General features: G+C 68.9%; 14 protein-coding genes and 1 pseudogene. 4 read left to right on the forward strand and 11 right to left on the reverse strand.

Annotated features, from left to right (window positions below; translation table 11 throughout):
• Positions 1-32 precede the first annotated feature (32 nt).
• The 5 genes from HDA41_RS04850 to HDA41_RS04870 all read right to left on the reverse strand — a co-directional run bounded on the left by HDA41_RS04850 (position 33) and on the right by HDA41_RS04870 (position 5,126).
• Complete coding sequence (locus HDA41_RS04850) at positions 33-971, reverse strand: Pvc16 family protein (protein ID WP_184981029.1); 939 nt, start codon at positions 969-971, stop codon at positions 33-35.
• Positions 972-1,041: 70 nt separating this feature from the next.
• Positions 1,042-1,797: a hypothetical protein gene (locus tag HDA41_RS04855; RefSeq protein WP_184981031.1), complete on the reverse strand. Its 756-nt coding sequence runs from the start codon at positions 1,795-1,797 to the stop codon at positions 1,042-1,044.
• Positions 1,790-2,524, reverse strand: a complete 735-nt coding sequence (locus HDA41_RS04860) for a T4 family baseplate hub assembly chaperone (RefSeq protein ID WP_184981034.1) — start codon at positions 2,522-2,524, stop codon at positions 1,790-1,792. The genes HDA41_RS04855 and HDA41_RS04860 overlap by 8 nt, the downstream gene beginning before the upstream one ends.
• Positions 2,525-2,702: 178 nt before the next feature.
• Positions 2,703-3,227, reverse strand: coding sequence for a phage tail protein (locus HDA41_RS04865; RefSeq protein ID WP_184981036.1), 525 nt, complete (start codon positions 3,225-3,227; stop codon positions 2,703-2,705).
• 33 nt (positions 3,228-3,260) lie between these two features.
• Complete coding sequence (locus HDA41_RS04870; RefSeq protein ID WP_184981038.1) at positions 3,261-5,126, reverse strand: phage tail sheath subtilisin-like domain-containing protein; 1,866 nt, start codon at positions 5,124-5,126, stop codon at positions 3,261-3,263.
• Between the two features lie 705 nt (positions 5,127-5,831).
• Here HDA41_RS04870 and HDA41_RS04875 point away from each other — a divergent pair.
• A complete protein-coding gene (locus HDA41_RS04875) occupies positions 5,832-6,320 on the forward strand; it encodes a hypothetical protein (protein ID WP_184993147.1) in 489 nt (162 codons plus the stop codon).
• Here HDA41_RS04875 and HDA41_RS04880 read toward each other — a convergent pair.
• Entirely contained in the window at positions 6,286-6,588 is a 303-nt protein-coding gene (locus tag HDA41_RS04880) for a hypothetical protein (protein ID WP_184981040.1), read from the reverse strand. The two genes, HDA41_RS04875 and HDA41_RS04880, sit on opposite strands and share 35 nt — an antisense overlap.
• 429 nt (positions 6,589-7,017) lie before the next feature.
• On the opposite strand from HDA41_RS04880, the gene HDA41_RS04885 reads away from it, so the two are divergent.
• Positions 7,018-8,259 (forward strand): GAF domain-containing protein, encoded by a 1,242-nt coding sequence (locus HDA41_RS04885; protein WP_184981042.1) that lies wholly within the window; start codon positions 7,018-7,020, stop codon positions 8,257-8,259.
• A 105-nt stretch (positions 8,260-8,364) separates the two neighbouring features.
• A complete protein-coding gene (gene adh, locus HDA41_RS04890) occupies positions 8,365-9,882 on the forward strand; it encodes an aldehyde dehydrogenase (protein ID WP_184981044.1) in 1,518 nt (505 codons plus the stop codon).
• Between the two features lie 263 nt (positions 9,883-10,145).
• Here the strand turns inward: adh and HDA41_RS04895 are convergent, their stop codons facing one another.
• From HDA41_RS04895 to HDA41_RS41015, 5 genes and pseudogenes are all read right to left on the reverse strand, one after another.
• Complete coding sequence (locus tag HDA41_RS04895) at positions 10,146-12,422, reverse strand: GmrSD restriction endonuclease domain-containing protein (protein WP_184981046.1); 2,277 nt, start codon at positions 12,420-12,422, stop codon at positions 10,146-10,148.
• Between the two features lie 354 nt (positions 12,423-12,776).
• A pseudogene (locus tag HDA41_RS04900) lies at positions 12,777-13,474 on the reverse strand (transposase).
• 49 nt (positions 13,475-13,523) lie between these two features.
• Entirely contained in the window at positions 13,524-15,143 is a 1,620-nt protein-coding gene (locus tag HDA41_RS04905; protein WP_184981048.1) for an endonuclease NucS domain-containing protein, read from the reverse strand.
• Positions 15,144-15,249: 106 nt separating this feature from the next.
• Positions 15,250-15,381 (reverse strand): hypothetical protein, encoded by a 132-nt coding sequence (locus HDA41_RS41010; protein WP_260423313.1) that lies wholly within the window; start codon positions 15,379-15,381, stop codon positions 15,250-15,252.
• A 416-nt stretch (positions 15,382-15,797) separates the two neighbouring features.
• Positions 15,798-16,841, reverse strand: a complete 1,044-nt coding sequence (locus HDA41_RS41015) for a tyrosine-type recombinase/integrase (protein WP_230299639.1) — start codon at positions 16,839-16,841, stop codon at positions 15,798-15,800.
• 361 nt (positions 16,842-17,202) lie between these two features.
• Between HDA41_RS41015 and HDA41_RS04920 the strand changes: the two genes are divergently transcribed.
• Positions 17,203-19,596, forward strand: a complete 2,394-nt coding sequence (locus tag HDA41_RS04920) for a transglycosylase domain-containing protein (RefSeq protein WP_184981050.1) — start codon at positions 17,203-17,205, stop codon at positions 19,594-19,596.
• Positions 19,597-19,805 lie beyond the last annotated feature (209 nt).

Here is a 19,805-nt window from a genome sequence, read left to right on the forward strand (position 1 = left end):
ACCGTCGTCTCCCCCGCTGTACGCACTGTGCTTCAGCTCTCCCGGTCCCCGGCCGCAGCGGATCCGGCCGGGTCGGATCCGGCCGGGCGGGATCCACCGGTCCCGGACGGCTTGCGGGAACGAGTTGAGCCGGCCGTCTTCCTGGCGGTGGCTGTCTTCGCGGCGGCCTTCCTGGCCGGTTCCGCCTTCTTCGCCGGTTCAGCCTTCTTCGCCGCTTCAGCTTTCCTGGCCGGTTCAGCCTTCTTCTCCGGCTGCGCCTCCTTGGCGACAGCGGGTCCCGCCGTCTCCCGCGTCCCGCTCCCCGCTGGCTGCTGCGCGACGGGAGCGGTGCCCGGCGCTCCCGGCGGCACCGGTGCGTGGGGGGCGCCGAAGGGCACAGCGCGGACGGTGTGTTCCTCCACCGGCTTGGCCGGGACAGGCTTCTCCCGGCCCTCGATCAGCACCAGTGACCCCTGGTAGGCGACCGACAGCGAGTACGGGGTCTGGTGGAGCATTCCCCAAAGCTTGGAGGTCTCGTCGATGTCCAGCTGAGTGGGAGTGAACCGCACCCGCTGCTCCGAGTCGGCCAGGTCGCTGCCGGCCAGGTACGGCCGTTCGCCCGCCGCCGCGATCACGTCGGCCGGGAGGATGGGGATTTCATGCAGCGTTCGCACGACGCAGCCGATCAGCCGCTGGCCGACCAGCTCGTTCTCCTCGCCGTAGGCGCTGATCACGTAGTGCAGGTCAATGGCGGCTGCTGGCCGCTTGACCAGGGCGCCTTGGGGGCTACGAGTGGGCAGGTCGTTGTTGCGCAGGGAGGCGTTGGGAGTGACCTGGTAGAGAAACACGGTGATGGTCGGGTCGGTGGGCGGCTCGGCCGGTGGCTTGCGGGTCTCCACGGAGACCGCCATGTCGATCTCGGGCCGCAGGTTGTTCTCGATCAACAGCGCCAGGGCCTGGGTGACATGGGCGATGGCGAGAGCGTTGCTCATGGCGTCGGTTCCTCGGTCCCTCTCGTCCTGCTCATCCGTCTCGTCCGTTCGGAATGGCTGTCCGTGCCACTCACTCGCGCCCCCGCCCCAGGTACTCCGCCAGGCTCACCGTGGTCTCCGGCCGCCCTGTGGTCCGCGGCCGCTGTCGGCCGGCGCCTTGGGGCGTTCCGGCCGCCGTCACCTCAAGCCGCCCGATCTGCACCTGCACCACCCGCTCGGTCCCGCGCCCGGGGCGCCGGGCCGCGGCCTGCCGCGCGGCGTCCCGGGCAGCCGCCGTGTCCTTGGCACTGGGCAGCAGCGCCGCGGACGCGGCGGCGGGGGGAACGGCGCCCGTGCCCGGGGGGATGGGCACGGGCGCCGCGCTCGGGGAGGTGTCCCGCTCCGTGATCCCCCACGGTGCCGTGCGGCGCGCGGCGTCGGGGACCGGCCGCGGTCCGGGCGTGAGCGGCGCGGCGGGCCGCAGCAGCGGCACCTCCGGCACGGCGGGCGCATCCGAGCGGGCTGCGGCGTCGTGCGGTGCCGGGGCCCGCTCCATCCGTACGACCGTCCGGTCCCGCTCGGTGCGCACCTCGTGAACGGCCGGGTGCACCGTGTTCTCCCGCGGCACGGGAGAGGGGGTGGCGACGGGCCACAAGGGCTCGGTGTCGTCCGGATCCGGGGCCGCGCCCCGGACCGCCTCGATCCGTTCGAACGGCCCCGCCAGCCGGGGCCGGACGCGTGCCACGCCTGGACGCGGCGCGGCGGCCGGTGCGTGCCGGGCGAGCAGCCGGTCGAGGAAGTCGGGCGCCGGGAAGTCCCCCGGCCGGTCTCCGGAAGGGTCAGACATCCGCACACAGCTCCAGGTAGTAGCGGCGCCTCAGGGGGCTGAGCGCCAGGATCTCCGGCTCGCTCCAGCCGTACGCGGTGGCGAGCAGATGGACGTCCAGGAGCAAGTCGCGAGCCCAGGCGTCCAGTTCGGTCCACAGGTAGGAAGCGATGTCCAGCTCGGCCCGGGTGGCCGCGCCGCACTCGGGGCAAGCGATGCTGAGCGTCACGTCGGCGCCCGGGTCCGCCGCCTCGACCGCCTCGGCGATCCGGCGCTGCACGGCGGCGGGCAGTTCCTCGGCCGGGACCGGGACTCCGTCCCTTGCAGCCGTCACGAGGCATCGGACGAGCAGCGCCCTGCGCGGGTCGGCGGCCCGGGCCGCGGCTGTCAGGTCGGCGACGCCGGGCACCCGGAACTCGGCCTCCCAGCCGTGCTCGGTGATCCGCACCACCGGCTCGCCGCGTACGGCCAGGCTCCGGGCGAAGTCCCCGGCGTCCAGCTCGAACTCCATGTCCTCGCCGCATGCGCCGCACGCCAGGCGGACCTGCATGCTCTCGCCGAACAGGGTCCGGCGCAGCGCGAACAGGTCCGCCTCCCGCTCGCCCACCGGTAGCAACAAAAGCGCGTCCGGCTCGCCACTCAGGTCCGGGCGTGCGGCGCGGTGCAGCAGCAGGGCGCGCCCGGCCGGCGCCCGGCCGAGTCCGGCTTCCCAGGTGGCCAGGAAGTCGGCCGCCCGAGTGATCGCCATGTCCTCCCCCGATTCCCGCGTGTTCGTCAGATCGCCTGCCGCCAGAGCCTGTTGCGAAGATCCTGAACGCCCTGCGCCGCGCTTCCCCGGCCATCCGGCTTCGCGCGAGCGGGCAGTGCACTCGACAGCGCTGCGGGACCTGCCCTCCGGATGGAGGACAGGCCTTCCGCAACAGGGCCTACGCCGGATTCAGGTACGACGGCTCCTCCGGCTCCGGCACCTCGTAGTCCCGCTCCCAGCCCTCGCACTCGAGCTTCAGCGACTGGATGGCCACCGCGTTGGCGTTGGCGTCCAGCTCGCCGAGGACCTGGTACTCACTGGGCCAGGTCCGATACAGCTTGTGTGAGACCGCGACCTGACCGGCCTCGTTGAGGACCTGGATGACGATGTCCTTGCGGAAGTCGGCAAGGGACACCTCGGAGCCGAGCCCGGCGCCGACCTGCCAGACCTTGTTGGCCCAGCGGTCGAACTCGGGGTCGTGGGTGACGCCCCGCTCCAGGGTGACGCCCTCGAACTCGGAGCGGCCCGGGGACAGCCGCGGCGAGCTGGGATCGCCGCCGTGCCGGTGCTTCACGACCTCGGTGGTGCGCTTGAGCGGACTGATCTTGCTGATGCCGGCGACCGTACGACCGTCCCACAGGACGAGGAACTTGAAGTTCTTGTACGGGTCGAAGCGATGCGCGTTGACCGTGAACTCAGCCATCGGATTCCTTCAGTTCTCCACGATTCCACGCGCCTAGAGCGCGAACTGCCCGGACGTCTGCTGGATCTTGACGATCACGAACTCGGCCGGGCGGACCGGCGCGATACCGACCAGGACGTTGACGATGCCGTTCTCGATGTCCTCGGCGGTCGTGGTGTCGCTGTCGCACTTGACGAAGTAGGCGTCACGGGGCGTGCCGCCCTTGAAGGCGCCCTGGCGGAAGAGGGTGTGCAGGTACGAGGAGGCGGCGAGCCGGATCTGCTGCCACAGGTTCTCGTCGTTGGGCTCGAACACCACCCACTGGAGGCCTCGCTGGAGGCTCTCCTCGACGTGCAGGGCGAGCCGCCGCACCGGCACGTACTTCCACTCGCTGTCGAGGGCGTCGGAGCCCTCCAGCGTGCGCGCTCCCCAGACCACCGGGCCGGTCACCGGGAAGGTGCGCAGGCAGTTGACGCCGAGCGGGTTGAGCAGGCCGGTCTCGCGGTCGGTCAGGTTGACCGTGAGCGAGTGCACGCCGGCGAGCCGGGCCTCGGTGCCGGCCGGGGCCTTCCACACGCCGCGCTCGGCGTCCGTACGGGCGATGACGCCCGCGACCGCGCCGGACGGCGGGAAGGAGCGCAGCCGGCCCGTGAGCGGGTCGGTGAGCTGGAGGTGCGGGAAGTACAGGCCCGCGTGGTTGCCGCGCACGGCGTCGAAGGCGGCGAGCCCCGCCCGGGCCGTGTCGACGCTGACCCAGGTGCTCGGCGCGTCGACCAGCAGGAAGATTCGCCTCTCCTGGCACAGCCGCTGGGCGGCCGAGACGACGGTGAGGGCGTCCTCCGTCTTCTCGTACGCCGCGAGTTCCGGCAGCACGAGGAGGTTGACGTCGGCGACGCCGCGCAGCGCCTGAATGCCGGACTTGTCGGCCTCGGAGCCGATGAGGTCGCGCGGTCCGGGCGCCTCGCCGTCCTCGCCGCCCTCCAGCGGGAAGACGGGCGGGTTGACCGAGGCCTCCAGGCCCAGGTCGTTGGCGCACTCGCCGAGGAAGCGGACGACGTCCTCGGGGTCGGTGGAGCCCGCGACGACCTGGACGCGCCGGCCGAAGGCGGTGACCTCGGCGCCCGCGAAGGCGTGCTTGCCGGGCGCGTCGGGCAGGGCGCGCAGCTTGCGCTCCAGCAGCAGCGCCAGCTCGGCGACGGAGTGCGGGGCCTCGCCGTCGCAGTCGGGGTCGTAGAGCGTGAACTCCCGCTTGACGTCGCCGATCTTGACGGTGAGGTCCACGGCGAGGTCGGGCAGTTCGTGCCCGAACGGCTTGGAGACGGTGCCGGACGGGTCGGGCCGGCCCTCGCCGACGACCTCGACGCGGATCAGCCGGGAGCCGGCGTTGACGACGGTCTGCACGTACCGGCCGTGGGACGGGTCGGCGGACAGGCCGGTGAAGCTCTCACGGGCCTCGCCCTTGGCGTCGTGGACGCGCAGGTTGAAGGTCTCCTCGGGGCAGGGCGTGTCGTAGTCGACGGCGACGCGCAGGCCGTTGCCCCACACGCCGGGCTCCTTGGCGTGCACCTTGAGGACGTCGCACTCGCTGTGGCCCTCGGTGGACTCCAGCGTGACGCCGGCGGCCTTGCCGCTGCCGGCTTTGGCGACACGGACGATCACGGCGACGGTGCCGCCGTTGCCGAAGAACTGGTGAACGGCGTAGCCGACGGCGCTCTGGGCGCTCAACCCCCCGAAACGGCGCTCGAACTCGGTGAAGCTGGTGACGCGGACCGGCTCGTTCAGCGGACCGCGACGGGTGTGGCCCACGAAGGCGGTCACCGAGGTGGTCAGGGTCGAGATGGTGCGGGTGCTGCTGGGAAGCTCTTCGACGTAGACACCGGGATACGTCGGCTTGGCGGCGCTCACTGCACTCATCGGCATTCCCCCTCCTATCCCTGTCTAGGGCACCGGATGAAGGCACCAAGAGATGAGGGAGAGACGTTTCGGCCGTACGCGAGGACCTGGCCCCCGTCCGTGGACGGTGGACACACGCGCACCTCATCAGTTCCCCCGTCAGTACCCGTGCGGTTCGGTCGCACGGGTCAAGCAGCGCGCTTGCGACTCCTGATGCTCAAGTGCTCAACCCACCCTGCTGCGTTCGGAGTTGACCGAACAAGACGGGTTCTGGCCAGCACAGTGGGAGGTTTCGTGAAGGCAGAATTCCGCGATCCACACATCACGCCCGCGCGCCCTCGTGGACCTGCCCACACCTCCTGCACGGCGGCGGTGAGCGTCGGGCGGAGGGCATGCCTGAAAGACCCCGCATTTCCGGCAACGGCGCCTCATCCGCCCGGCGCGCTCCCCGGATCCTCCCCCAGTCGTCCACCCCCGATGGCCGGTTTCAGCGGGGCGGCATGGACGCGCACGGAGTTGACCGATGCCTTACGGGATCCACCTCCGACTGCCCCCTTTCGACCGAGACATGCCCGACCCAAACGCCAGACTGCGCCACCCCTTCCAGACCGTAGAAATATCTACGAGCATGGCCAGTGCCGGACCGGCACGCGGAGCCCGAGGCTCCGCGGGTCACCGGCCCGTGTCCAGCGTGCGCCCGTCGGGGCGCGACCGACTGTGCCTGGGGTGGCCATGCAGAGCGTGATGTGGAAGCAAGCCGTCGAGTGGCTCGCCGCGGCCGCCCGGGACCCTCAGGAGTGCAAGCGGGAGTGGGACTACGGCACGGGGACGGTGCTCGTGGAGGCGGGGCGGTACTGGGACGTGCTCAGCGTCCCCGACCGGCTCGGCCTGCTCGCCCTGGACTATCTGTGGCGCGACCCCTTGAAGGTTCCCGGCCCCACCCTGGTGGACTGCGCGGCGCGCAGAGTGGGCTTCTTCCTGCCACCCGACCCCGTCAGCGAGTGGATCGGTTTCGGTGTCCGGCACGTCGGCCGGGGCTCCTGGGTCGCCGTGCCGCCACCGTACCGGCCCGCCGGGCGCCTGGAGTGGCTCGTCCCGCCGGACGGCACGGGCAGCCTGAACGCCCCGGGCACGCTGGAGTCGGCCCTGCGGGAGGCCACCGAGACCCTCGCCGTGCTGGCCCCGGTCAGCGCGGAGCACGCGGTGGCTGACTGCTGGTGAGGCGAGTGCCGTCGAGGGCGGCCGTCCCCGGGTGCCGGCCGGCGGTCCATGGGGTGACGGCGGCCCAGGACTCGCTCGCGGACGGGGCCGCGAAGGAGACCCACTGGCCGTCACGGTGCTCCGGGACCGCGTGGCCCCGGGCCTGCCATTCGGCGACGAGCGCCGCGTAGATGGGCGGATGCCCCCCGTATCCGCTGGTGAGTTCGGCGAACGACCGGGGAGCGGCGTCGTTCCCGAGAGGGCGCCGCGCCGTCTCAGTGCTGTCCATGCCCGGTCAACGCGACGCGCCACGCCGGTGGTACGCGGTCCGGGCCTCGTCCGTCGGGTCGAGTGAACCCGTCACCCGTACGGCGGCACGCGGGTACCGGACAAACATCCAGTCAGGCGGTCGCCCGTTCAGGGCGGGGGCGTTCCGGGTCGGGGCGGGGTCGCCCCGGGGCAGGGTTCTTTGTGTCGTTCCCGGGGCGGAGCGGGGGTCTTCCCGGGCCGGGGCGCAATCGCTCCGGGCCGGGGCAAGGCCGCACCGATCGCCGCACGGCCGGACCCGAGCCGAGGCAAGGCCAGGCGCGGCCCCTGCGCATTCCGACGGTCTCCTCGACCCCGGCCGTACGCATCCGGTAACACTGACCCCAGACCGAGGACCGGGCCGGCAGCGCGCCCGGAACCGGTCCTCCCGGTACGACGGCAGGGAGAGGCCATGTCACAGCGCCCTGACCTCCGGCAGCGCAGGGCCGTCTTGGAGCACGAGTGGTCCCGCTGGGTGCCACGGCTGAGCGTCGCGGGCGCGCGGCCGGGCGGCAGCGCGGCGTTGCGCCACGAGGTGACCGAGTCCTGGGCGCGTTCGCTGAGCAGCGTGGACCCGGGGCGGGACAGCGCCCCGGTCACCGACGGCGCCCCGGTGCACCAGCGTTGGACGTCCTCACCGCTGTACCGGCCGGTCTCGGACCTCGCCGCGGAACTGCGCAGCATCGCCGAGGACGCCGGGTTCGTCACGGCCGTCACCGACGAGTCCGGCACCATCCTGTGGACGTGCGGCGGCCCGACCATGCGCCGCCGGGCCGAGCGCGTCAACTTCGCGCCGGGCGGCCGGTGGGACGAGCAGGCCATGGGCACCAACGCCCTGTCCCTCGCCCTGCGCACCGGCCGTCCCAGCTCCGTCTTCTCGGCCGAGCACCTGGTGTCGGCCCTGCACGGCTGGGTCTGCTACTGCGCCCCGGTCCACGGCCCGGACGGACGCGTCCTCGGTGTACTGGACCTGTCGACCACCTGGGACCGCTCGCACCCCCTGGCCATGTCCACCGTACGCACGCTGGTGTCCACCATCGAGGCCCGCCTCACCACGGAACAGCCCCGCTCGGGACAGATACGGCTCACCTGCCTCGGCGCGGACAAGGCCGCACCAGCCTTACGAGCCGTACGGGAGGGACGGCCCCTCCCCCTGCGTCCCCGTCAGTTGGAGATTCTCACCCTGCTCGCGCTGGAACCCGGCGGCTTCTCCCCGGAGCGGCTGCGCGCCGCCCTGTACGGCGACCGGCCGGTCACCGCGTCGACCTTCAAGGCGGAGATCTCCCACCTGCGCCGCGCCCTCGCCGGCGGCATCTCCCCCCGCCGCTACGCCCTGACGATCCCGGTCTCCTGCGACGCCGCCGACGTCCTGCGCGCGCTGGAGCAGGGCGACACCGACACCGCCCTGCGCCTCTACGGCGGCCCCCTGCTCCCTCGCTCCGAGGCACCCGGCATCAAGGAGTGGCGCACCCGGGTCGAAGTGGCCGTACGCGAGGCCGTCCTGGCGAGCACCCACCCGGAACACGCCCTGCGCTACGGCGAACGGGCCCCGTACGACGCGGAGATCCACGAACACGCGCTGCGCCTGCTCGGCCCGGACGACACCCGCCGCGCGATCGCCCGGGGCCGCCTGACCACCGCCCGGTGCGACTGACCTCAGGTCACGGCACCAACCTTGCGCCAACCTCCCGGGAGCACAGTGAGGTCCTCACGACGGCGTGAACCGCAACCCGACCGTCATCTCACCGAGGGAGCCGCCATGGTGTACGCGCAGCCCGGAACGGACGGCAGCATCGTCACCTTCGCCCGCCGCTACGACAACTTCATCGACGGCGACTGGGTCGCTCCCGTCGAGGGCCGCTACTTCGAGAATCCGACCCCCGTGACCGGCAAGGTCTTCTGCGAGGTCGCCCGCTCCTCAGCGGCCGACGTCGATCTGGCCCTGGACGCCGCGCACCGGGCGGCCGACCAGTGGGGCCGCACCTCCACGGCGGAACGCGCGCGTGTCCTCAACAGGATCGCGGACCGCATCGAGGAGCATCTGGAGCAGATCGCGGTCGCCGAGACCTGGGAGAACGGCAAGCCGGTCCGCGAGACGCTGGCCGCCGACATCCCGCTGGCCGTGGACCACTTCCGGTACTTCGCCGGCGTAGTCCGCGCGCAGGAAGGCAGCATCGCGGAGATCGACGCCGACACCGTCGCGTACCACTTCCACGAACCGCTGGGTGTGGTCGGCCAGATCATCCCGTGGAACTTCCCGATCCTGATGGCCACCTGGAAGCTGGCCCCCGCACTGGCCGCCGGCAACTGCGTGGTCATCAAACCGGCCGAGCAGACCCCGGCCAGCCTCCTCTACGTCATGGAGCTGATCGCCGACCTGCTCCCGCCGGGCGTGGTCAACGTCGTCAACGGCTTCGGCGTGGAGGCGGGCAAGCCCCTGGCCTCCAGCCCGCGCGTGGCGAAGGTGGCGTTCACCGGCGAGACGACGACCGGCCGCCTGATCATGCAGTACGCCAGCGAGAACATCATCCCCGTCACGCTCGAACTGGGCGGCAAGAGCCCGAACATCTTCCTGCCCGACGTCATGGCCGCCGACGACGACTTCCTGGACAAGGCGGTCGAGGGCTTCGTGATGTTCGCCCTCAACCAGGGCGAGGTCTGCACGTGCCCGTCGCGCGCCCTGATCCCGTCCTCGATCTACGACGACTTCATGGCCCGCTGCGTCGAACGCACCCGGGCCATCGTCGGCGGCGACCCGCTGGACCCGGACACCATGATCGGGGCGCAGGCGAGCAACGACCAGTACGAGAAGATCCTCTCCTACCTCGACATCGGCAGGAAGGAAGGCGCCGAACTGGTCACGGGCGGCAACCCCCGCGCGGTCCCCGGCCTGGAGGGCGGCTACTACATCGAGCCGACGATCTTCCGCGGCACCAACGACATGCGGATCTTCCAGGAGGAGATCTTCGGCCCGGTGGTCTCGGTGACGACGTACGACTCCGTCGACGAGGCCCTGAAGATAGCCAACGACACCCTGTACGGCCTGGGCGCGGGCGTCTGGACCCGCGACGGCAACACGGCCTACCGCCTGGGCCGCGAGATCAAGGCGGGCCGGGTGTGGACCAACTGCTACCACGCGTACCCGGCACACGCGGCGTTCGGCGGCTACAAGAAGTCCGGCATCGGGCGCGAGACGCACAAGATGATGCTCGACCATTACCAGCAGACGAAGAACGTTCTTGTTTCATACAGTCCGAAGAAACTTGGGTTCTTCTAAAGCCGCAAGTTGGGTGCCTGGCGTAGGCTTTACCCTTCAGGCACCCACAGGCTGAAGCGACCATCCGTGACCGTTCAGCAACCTGCCGAACTCGTCCACCGCGAATCGGTGCCCGCTCCGGACCAGCCACGGACCGGCTGAGGTGCTACCTTGCGTCGTCCGCGGCGGTGCGAAGTGTACGAAGAAGTGCGGACGACGTCGGGCGCCGGACGTGATCACACGGCGGCATGCTCGCGGGTTGTTTCAAAGTAGGTCCTCTTCGATCACCCCCAGTGATCCTCCCGGTACCGCAGGAGACCCTCACCATGCAGCTGCTTGGTGGCGTTACCGACCCGGACCCAGAAGTCGGTGGCCGCGCTGCCGCCTTTGGCGGGCCTGGCGAACACGGCCTTGCCGGCCGCGGCCACGCTGACCCGGCAGACGACACGGTCGGCCACCTCGGGAAAACTGATCCGCACGGTGGTCGCGGTCGGGGCCGACAGGTTGTCATCGAGGACTTGGCGTACGAACAGTTCGTAGCCATCGAGGTCAGCCTGCTTCGGCAGGGTGGACAGATCGTTCTCGATCCCTAGTACAGTCCCGTCGTCACCGACGCCGACGAACAGGTTGCCGCCCTCCCCGTTGAGGAAACCACAGACCGTCTTGACGAGATTGTGTTGCAGGGACTTGTCGTACTCCCCGGTGTGCACGTTCCAGCGGGCACTCGCCTTGAACTCGGTGCTTTGGGACTCACCGGCGGCGATCAGATCGGCCGCCGCGGTGGGCACGTACGCGGGTCGGTCCGCGCTGAGCGTCTCGAACGCCTCCCGTACCACTTGGGCGATCAGCTGGCGGCGTCGTTCCAGGAAGGCCGCGTAGTCGAGCTGCTCCCAGCCGACCGGCAGCGCGTGCCACAGGGCCTGCCGCCTGACCACCTCCGGGTCCATCGCCTCGGTGATCCTGGGCCAGTAGACGTGAGGTGCGTCAGTGTTGCCCTTCTCGCTTGCCGGCCACGTCACATATGCCATGTTGGCGATGGCGTTGACCTGGCGTTTGTCGGTGATACCAAGACCCGCGAGGGTCTCGGAGGAGAACAGCCGGTCCCGGGGAACCTTCCGGGCGGGCCTGGCCGCCGGATCCATCAGGTCGCGGATGTGCTGGTCGCCGCACAGCAACTCGGCGTCCAGGATGTTCAACGCAGCCTGGTAGGCGAACACCACCGGGGAGTACGACGATGAGCTGTCGAGCCTGTTCGGCAGGGAGATGTCCCAGTAGTCACCGGTGAAGTGCGCGGAGATGATCCGGGCGAGTTCTGCGGCGAACGCCTGGCCGTCACCCTGCGGCAGGCCGCCGATCCGACCCAGATCAAACTCCATCTGCGACTCGGGGGAGTTGGAGTAGCGGCCGGTAGTGTGCACCATGAAGAACCAGCGCGCGATGACCGGACGGAGTTCTTCCGCCGACAGCCCGAAGTCGTGCAGTCCGATAAGCCACAGCGCGTAGCTGTACAGCAGGGCGGTGTCAGAGGTAATCATCTTGCGGCTACGGAAGCCGACCGCGGTGATGCACTGGAAGAACTCGTGCCAGCTGGTCAGATCGAGGACCTGCGTGTGCGCCTGCGCCAGCCGTTCGAACTGTTCCTGGCGCCGCTGGGCGGAGACCTTTCCGGTCTCAAAGTCCTTGCCTCGCAGCACGTTGTAGACGTGCTGGAGCCGGGCACGCCGGAAGGCCACGGCGACAGCGACGCGCAGGAGCTGGTCCGGGCTGGGGTCCAGGAACGGGTTGCGCGGGTTCGGTCCGGGAAGTCCCGCGACCACCGCGGCCCGGCAGAAGTCCTCCAGTTGACTTCGGCCCTTCTCCCAGTGCACCGACATCAAGGTGAGGATGAAGTCGGACTGGTTGAGCTTCACTCCCTGGAAGTTGATACGGACGAAGATCTCCGCGACCTGCTCCTCGTCGGCTGCGGCGTCCAACTCCACCACCTGGAAACGGAAGTCGTGCAGGCCCCGGACACGGTCAATCCGCTCTTCCAGCTCGTCCCTCGTCGTGGTCGGCAGGGGCTCGCCTGCGGCCTGTTCGAGCCGGTGGAAGAACTCCCGGACGGCGCCACGGTGGCCGCCCGGGGCCCAGAGCTTGGTGATGTCCGGGATGTAGGCGGTGTCTCGCTCGATTGCCGCGTCCGTGACCTCGAACGTCTGGTCCTGCGGGTGGAAGGCGATCCGCAGTGTGACCTCGTCGAAGGACTTGTTGACGACCTTGCGCCCGGTGAGTACGGCGAACAATGCGGTAAGCCGCTGCTGCCCGTCCACGACCAGCCGTTGGGGCGCCCGGCCGCCCGTTCCCGTCCCGATCTGCCGGGTCCCCACCTCGGCTCCGGTCTCCCAGAACATCAGGGTGCCGATCGGGTAGCCGCGGTACATCGAGTCGAAGAGATCGCGGGTCTTTGTCGCGGACCAGACGAACGGCCGCTGAATGTCGGGAAGTCCGATCCTTCCACCCTCGATGTCCTCTATCAGGTGCCGAAGGGTATAACCCGTGTCGCGGTAGAGGGTGGGTGGCACGGTGCGGGCTCCTCACGTCAGCGGGTCAGTCAGGGCGAATGCTTCGGTTGCTTCAGCGACTGAGACAAACAGAGAAAGAGAACAACATCAGAGACCTACCACGTGAGTTGCTCTTGTTGCAGCAAAGTTGAGATGCCGATGGCTGACCGCTGGCCGTCGATCCAGCAGAGCTAGGTCGTCGTCGATGGCCATCGGGCTGATCTCTGCGGTCGTGCAAGCCACGGCGCTACGCCGGGCCGTCGGATCATCGGCAGCAGCCCTGCCGCATAGTGGGACCGGCCCCCCGAGCGCCCCGGAGCAGGCGAGAATGGTGCACTCGATCCCGCGGGCCTGGATCCGGGAAGACCTACAGCATCAACTGGGTGCCCTCCCGATTACCTCTGACCCGCCGCGGGACTCAGACATCGTTTCACTTGGCGAGTCGGCGGTGGGCGGGGCGATGAGGGCTGCGGCTATGCCGACGAGGGCGAGGAAGTGTTCGGCCTTGAGTTCGTAGCGGCGGTGCAGGCGGCGGCAGCCGACCAGCCAGGACACCGTCCGCTCGACGACCCAGCGGTGTCGGCCGAGCCGGGTGGAGGACTCGATGCCCTTGCGTGCGTTGCAGGCGCCGGCGGCGCGGTCCGCGGCGGGAGCGGACGGGTGGGATCCCACGCACGAGTGGCTGCAGGCCGAGAGCGTCATGCATGTTCGCGCCGGAGATGCCCAGCGACAGTGGCACGCCGTTCCGGTCGGTGGTGAGGTGGACCTTCGATCCGCTCTTGCCGCGGTCGGTCGGATTCGGTCGGGTCGAGGACAACCTGGTGGAGCCTGGCCCACACCTGGGCCTGGCCCCACCGGGCGAAGCGCCGGTAGACGGTGGGCCAGGCCGGCCCGAACACAGGTGGCAGCTGCCGCCAGGTGCAGCCCGAGGCGGCCACGAAGATGATCGCCGCCAGGCATTCGCGGTCACCAGCCCGACGCTGCCCGCCACCCTGCGGACGTATGACCTCCGTCGGTGGGACCATCCGCCGGAACAACATCCACAACTCGCCCGGAATCAACCGCTCAACCAGATCCGCCATGCACCGCTCAACGAACGATCACGCCATCAGAAACGGCGTCTTAGACGACATGAGTGAAGGCGCGGTACTCCCGAGCCACCAGCTCCACCTCGTGGGAATGCCTGTTGAGGTACTGCCCGATCGAGACGATCTCGCCATCAGCCGCAATGGTTGCGTAAGCCTGTGCGTACCCGCGAGGATCCGTGTCCGAGGAGTAGACGCGAGCACCCTGATCTTGATGTATCCAGATGCGGTGCTCTTCGGCCACTGTCGCCTCGGACCCAACGGGTCCGATTTTCTCCAGGAGCACGTAGTGCAGCCCCAGGAGATCCAAGAGCTCTCGGTCACGTTCCCACACGGCCCCCGCGTACATGTTGCTCATCAGGAACAGCGGATCGCGGTACACGAGCCGTACCGCATCGGGCAACGACATGCCTCGGCCGTTCCAACACAGGGCGCCACGTACCGAGTGGCATAGGCCGTGGCGGGGTACGGCTTCGCCCATGACCATGGGCAGGAGATTCTCCAGGCTGTCTGGCCACCTATGGGTGATTGTTTGCAGGAGGTCACAGGGGTTGTAGACGTGCAGTCCGACGTCTCCCTCACCAACCTTCGGGCCCACTTCGTCGAGCCAACCGGCCACCAGCGAATCCCACTCGTGGTTGCCGGCCAGGCTCTGCCGAGCCTCCTGCCGGAACGCCTTCCAACGGCTGGCTACCTGCGGACTGGCGGTGCCCGTGTACAGGATCTGACTGTCTCCTCGTTCGTCCCCGGTAAGGAAGCGGAACAGGTCCTGCTCTTCGAAGGCGGCTGTGACGTCGTAGGCGCCGGTACCTCGGAAGCCTTGAATCACCCAGTTGGGGTCGTCACGGAGATTCTTCAACAGCCCTGGCCGTGCGGACTCCATGTTCATTCCGTGCAGCTTGCTGCGCGCAAGACGGTTGCAGATCTCGCAGAGGGCCAGGTACTCCGCCTGGTGCTCGTCGGCGAACGGCTCAGGCCCGTCGTAACCACCCAGGAGATCAACTGCGGCGAATTCCTCGTTCACTCGGCCGATCGCCAGGTAAAGGCCGAAAGGCGCAGGGATGTAGTGCTTCTCCGCTACGCGGTCCAGATCCGCCGCCAACAGGTCGAGCGACCCAAGCTCGTCCGCGACCTTGCTGATGATCCTCCAGCCCTGCTCCCGCTGTTCCTCCGTGGCGAAGAAGAACAGGTTGTGGATGGGGGTGATGCGGGGTTCAAACGCCCGGGGCAGGAGTTCCACCCGCTCAGTCCCGATGGGGGTGCCGTTGTTGTCCAAGAGCAGTCGGTATCCGCGAAGATCATGACTCCAGTCACGCGCGGCATGACTGACGGCGATCAGGAGTTCCTCCCAGTCATCCGGCATGGCGACGATCACCGCACGAATGCGGTCCGGCGCGAGGTTCTTCTCCCGGCAGAGAAGCTCGGTGTACTTGTTGACCTCGTGCAGGGCTTGCCGCGCGCTGGACCGGGACCGCTTCAGCTCGATGACCACCCACATCTGATGGCGATCACGGGCCAGGATGTCGATGCTGCCCCTGGTGCCGTGTGCGTTGGGCAGCGGGTACTCCTCGAACTGAACCGGCCGGAGCCCCGGCTCGATCAGCTCCAGGTTCTGTACAAGCGCATTGCGGAGAACGTTTTCGAGAGGCGGTCGCATGGCCGAAGGCTAGACCGAAGCACTGACAAGGGCCCTGGGGTGGGGGACAGTTGGCAAGTCCCCTGCACCCTTTCGGTCCCCGTGCCAAGCGCGACCGCATCTCGGGCTACTCGTTCTCTTTGCTCTCCGACCCGGGTGCGCCATAAGGCTGGCGATCAGCCTTGGCCTGCTCCAGCGTCTCGGCAATCGCAGCGAACTCCGAGAGAGCAGACTGGAGGTCCTCGACGATCTCAGCCACCAGAACCTCAGGAGCGGGAAGACTGTCGACATCGTCGAGGCTCGGGTCACACAGTCAGGTGATGTCGAGGTTCGCCTGGCCACGGCCATCATCGTCGCTAGCGGCCTGACCACTCCGTCCCTGGAGGCCGGGCTGCGGGCGCTGTGGCCGAGCGGTGCTGCTCGACGCCCGCCTTCGGCACGCCGCGCTCGACCACGACACCAGCGCGCAGGGACTCCTGTACATCGTCGGGCCTCTGCTCATTGCCGTCCTCGCCTCCCAGTGCAACCCACCCCAACACCACAGATCACACATCAAGATCCGGACCAGGTGCGGACCAGATCAGCTCAGAAGCAGATGATTCCACTCTTTGCCGCAGGTCAGAGGCGACGGTGAGCGTGTACCACCGGCAGACGAAGAACCTGCTGGTGAGCTACTCACCGAAGAAGCTGGGCTTCTTCTAGGCGCAGAAAAATGGCGCCTGACCTGGCCGGAAGCACGTCAGGCGCCCTCCGCGGCGCACATCTAAGCGGCGAGTCGAAACATGACCTCAGTCCCGATATCTGCCACCGGTGTCCCACCTCTGACCAGCTGTTCCGGGGCATTTCCGGGCCAAGCGCGGGCGAGACACCCGCTGCCGCATCCTCGTGCTCGTCCCACCGCCGCATGGAGTCCTCAACAAGACGGTTCGCGTGATGACGTGCCTCGGCGAGGAACTTGGCGTAGCAGCGGAAGAGAACCTGGATGTTCTGCCCTGCTCTCCGCGCGCACTCGGCCGGGTCGGCCCCAGACGCCGGCCAGAAGGAGATGCCTGCATGGCGCAGGTCGTATGGCCGTACCGCCAGTTCAAGGGCAAGCTCGTCCAAAGTGAGCGCTGTGTCTCGTGCTCGGAGCCACGTGATGCCGTACGCCGAGGCGTCGATGTGGTTCCCGGCCGCGTTATGAAACACTCGCCCATCCGGTGTCACACCGAAGCGCTCTATGTGTTCGCGCGGCATGCGGACGAGGACAGGGGGAATGGGAACCGGTCGTGTGGCCTTGGCCGCGCGCCGTTTCAGGGATTGGACCTCGTGGACGGCACCGTCGTCGGTCCACTCCTTGCCGGCCATCACAACCCCGCCCTTCAGGTTCAGCGGCCCCCACCCAGTGGCAGGGATGCGGCATTGGGACTTCTGCAGGTGGATGACTTCGGCAGGGCGCATCGCGGCGTAGTACATGCAGCCGAAGAAGGCGTACAAATGCGGTCCTCGCCCGGGAAGGGCCTTGACCGCAGCGAGCAGACGGGCGACCTGAGCGGGGTTCGGCACACATTCGGGATCGACCTCATCGGCAACTTCGGGCACAGTCCATCGGAGGTCGGCAAGCGGGTTCTGCCCGAAGTACCCTTTCTCGACGGCGACGCCGAAGACCTCATTGACGGCCGCCTTCTTTCGCTTCACCGTCTTCGCGGCGACGGCGCTCCCGTCGGCCTTGCGGCACAAGGCGTCAAGCCCCCGGCGCAGCCGAAGTATCGAGTCGGTCAGCCGGAGGCCATTTCACATCGATGGAGCGGTCAACAGGGCGCCAAATAGCCGTCTCCGCCTGGCATGGTCCACTTATGCTCAGCTTGACGCCGGTCCCTTGAACCGACACAGAAGCAAAAGCGGTGGGCCGTTCACCTGCTACCACTGTGCGGGACTGACAGTCCGACACTTCCGGTAAGGCGGAGCCTTCTCACCCGCACGCACGGTCACGCCTCTTACGACCGACTCCGGCATGCGTATCTCACTGAAGGCAACAAGGATGAGCGATTACCGTAGCGGGACCCCTTCGCGAAAGGGACCTGCGGGCGGACAGCCCAGGATGACCCGAGCGGAGATGCGCAGGGCCGCCCAGACGGCGAACCGGCGCTCGTCGCGCACGACGACGGAGAGACACGGCCCGGGCGTGCGTCCGGCCGCTTCCTCCCGGCGCGGGACGTCCGGGGAGCGACGGCTGATCGACTATCCACGGGCCGACAGGCGCGGTCTGGGGCGCTGGCTGCCGTCCTGGAAGCAGGTGTTGACCGTCCTCATGCTGCTCGTCGGCGGCACGTTCGGCGCGGTGGGCTTCGCCTATGCGACGGTGTCCGTTCCGAGCGTCAATCCGAGCACCCAGCTGCAGAACAACGTGTTCTACTGGTCGGACGGCTCGCAGATGGCCAGCGTGGGCCAGGTGAACCGGCAGAACGTGAGCCTGTCGCAGGTTCCGTCCGATGTGCAGTGGGACTTCCTCGCGGCGGAGAACGCGTCCTTCTACACCGATCCGGGCGTCGACCCCCAGGGCATCCTCCGGGCGCTGTACCACATGGCGGAGGGCGGCCAGGTGCAGTCCGGGTCGACCATCACGCAGCAGTTCGTGAAGAACACCTACCTCAGCCAGGACCAGACCCTGTCGCGCAAGTTCAAGGAGATCATGATCTCTTTGAAGATCGGAGCGAAGCTCAGCAAGCAGCAGATTCTTCAAGGCTATCTGAACAGCAACTACTACGGCCGCGGGGCCTACGGCATCGAGGCCGCCGCCCAGGCGTACTACCACCTTCCCGTGGAGAGGCTGAACGTCAGCCAGGGAGCGTTCCTGGCGGCCACGGTGAACGAGCCGAGCGTGATGATGAACGCCGACGACCCGCAGGCCCGCCCCCAGGCCACCGCCCGCTGGAAGTACGTGCTGAACCGGATGGCCGCCATCGGGAAGTTGAGCCCCACACAGGAACAGCGGTATCTGCGGGCGGGCTTCCCGGTGCCGAAACCGATGTCCCGCTCCGGCTCGATGAGCGGGCAGGTCGGCTACCTGGTACAGATCGCCGAGCAGTACGTCGAGCAGCACTCGTCCATCAGCGACCAGCAGCTGAACCAGGGCGGCTACCAGATCCACACCACGTTCGACAGGCACCAGGTCTCCGAACTGAGCGCCTCGGTGGCCAGGATGCGGGGGCAGCACCTGGACCCGCGGCACCGACCGGCGGACCGGAACGTGCAGGTCGGTGCCGCCTCCGTCGACCCGGCCACCGGAGCGATCGTGGCCCTGTACGGCGGCGACGGCTGGAACAAGGGCCACTACTCGGACAACGCCAACAGTTCCGGCGTGCCGGTCGGTTCCACCTTCAAGCCCTTCGATCTCGCCGCCGCCCTGGACCACGGCGCGGTCCTCTCCCCCGGGCAGCCGCCGTCGCCGATCACGCCGGAGAGCAGGTTCGACGGCGACAACGGCATCGAGATCAAGAACCAGCAGGGCCAGTACCTCCCGGACGGCAGCGACCCCACCGGGCTGCTCCATCAGCAGAACGACGTCTCCACCAAGTGGGGTTACATCACCCTGCGCAAGGCAATGGAGCAGTCGGTCAACACCCCGTACGTCCAACTGGGCGAGTACGTCGGGTACGACACCGTGGAGAACGAGGCGCTGGCGGCCGGCCTGCTGCGCAGCAGCCTCCAGTACGACACCGCCGGCTTCTACATCGGCACCTCCACCCCGTCGGCCATCCGCATGGCCGACGCCTACGGCACCTTCGCCGCGGACGGGGTCCACCACGAGCCCTACTCGGTCACCGAGGTCCTCGACGGCGGGCGGCAACTTCCGGGTTTCACCCCGCCCGCCGGCACCCGGGCCATGCCCGCCTCGACCGCCGACACCGTCACCGACGTGCTGCGGGACGTGGTCGAGCACGGCACCGGCACCAACGCCTCGGCCCTCGGACGGCCCGCCGCAGGCAAGACCGGCACCACGGACGACTACAAGTCCGCCTGGTTCATCGGCTACACCCCGCAGCTGTCCACGGCGGTCACCATGTTCAAGGAGGGCTCCGGCAACTCGGGCCTGCGGTCCATGTCCGGAGTCGGCGGCTACAGCAAGGTCTTCGGCGCGGACATGCCCACCCAGGTGTGGCTCGGCTACATGTCCGCCGCCCTCCAGGGCCGGCCCGTGACGTCCTTCCCTCCGGCACCGCCACTCGGACAGGGAGCCAACGAGAACGGTGCTCCGTCCGCCACTCCCTCGGCATCCCCAGCCGAGTCGCCCTCGAGCACCCCCTCACCCACCACACCGGCACCGTCCCCGTCCCCGTCCGTCACGCCGTGCAGCGACATCCCTGGCGGGTGCACCTCCCCCACCGCACCCACACCCTCCCCCTCGCCGACCGGTCCCGGCCTGACTGGAGGTCTCCTCGGCCCGGGAGGCGGCAAGCAAGGGAACGGTGGCGGGCCATCACCACACCGATGACCTGGGGCTCCGGCGCCGGCCCCTCCAGAACGTCTCAGGATGAGGTGCGCAGGCGGCGGATCCCGAGGCCCTGGCCGCCGACGTGGGCTGCCGGGCGTTCCAGCCGCTGTCCGGCCCACGGCTCGCGCGGCTCGCCGACCGCACCCGGGCGCCCGGCACCGCCGGCACCCCGACCAGCGCGGTCTGACCTCCTCGGGCGTCTCGCGGGC

Source organism: Streptomyces caelestis, from assembly GCF_014205255.1.
In the GTDB taxonomy this organism is placed as follows: domain Bacteria; phylum Actinomycetota; class Actinomycetes; order Streptomycetales; family Streptomycetaceae; genus Streptomyces; species Streptomyces caelestis.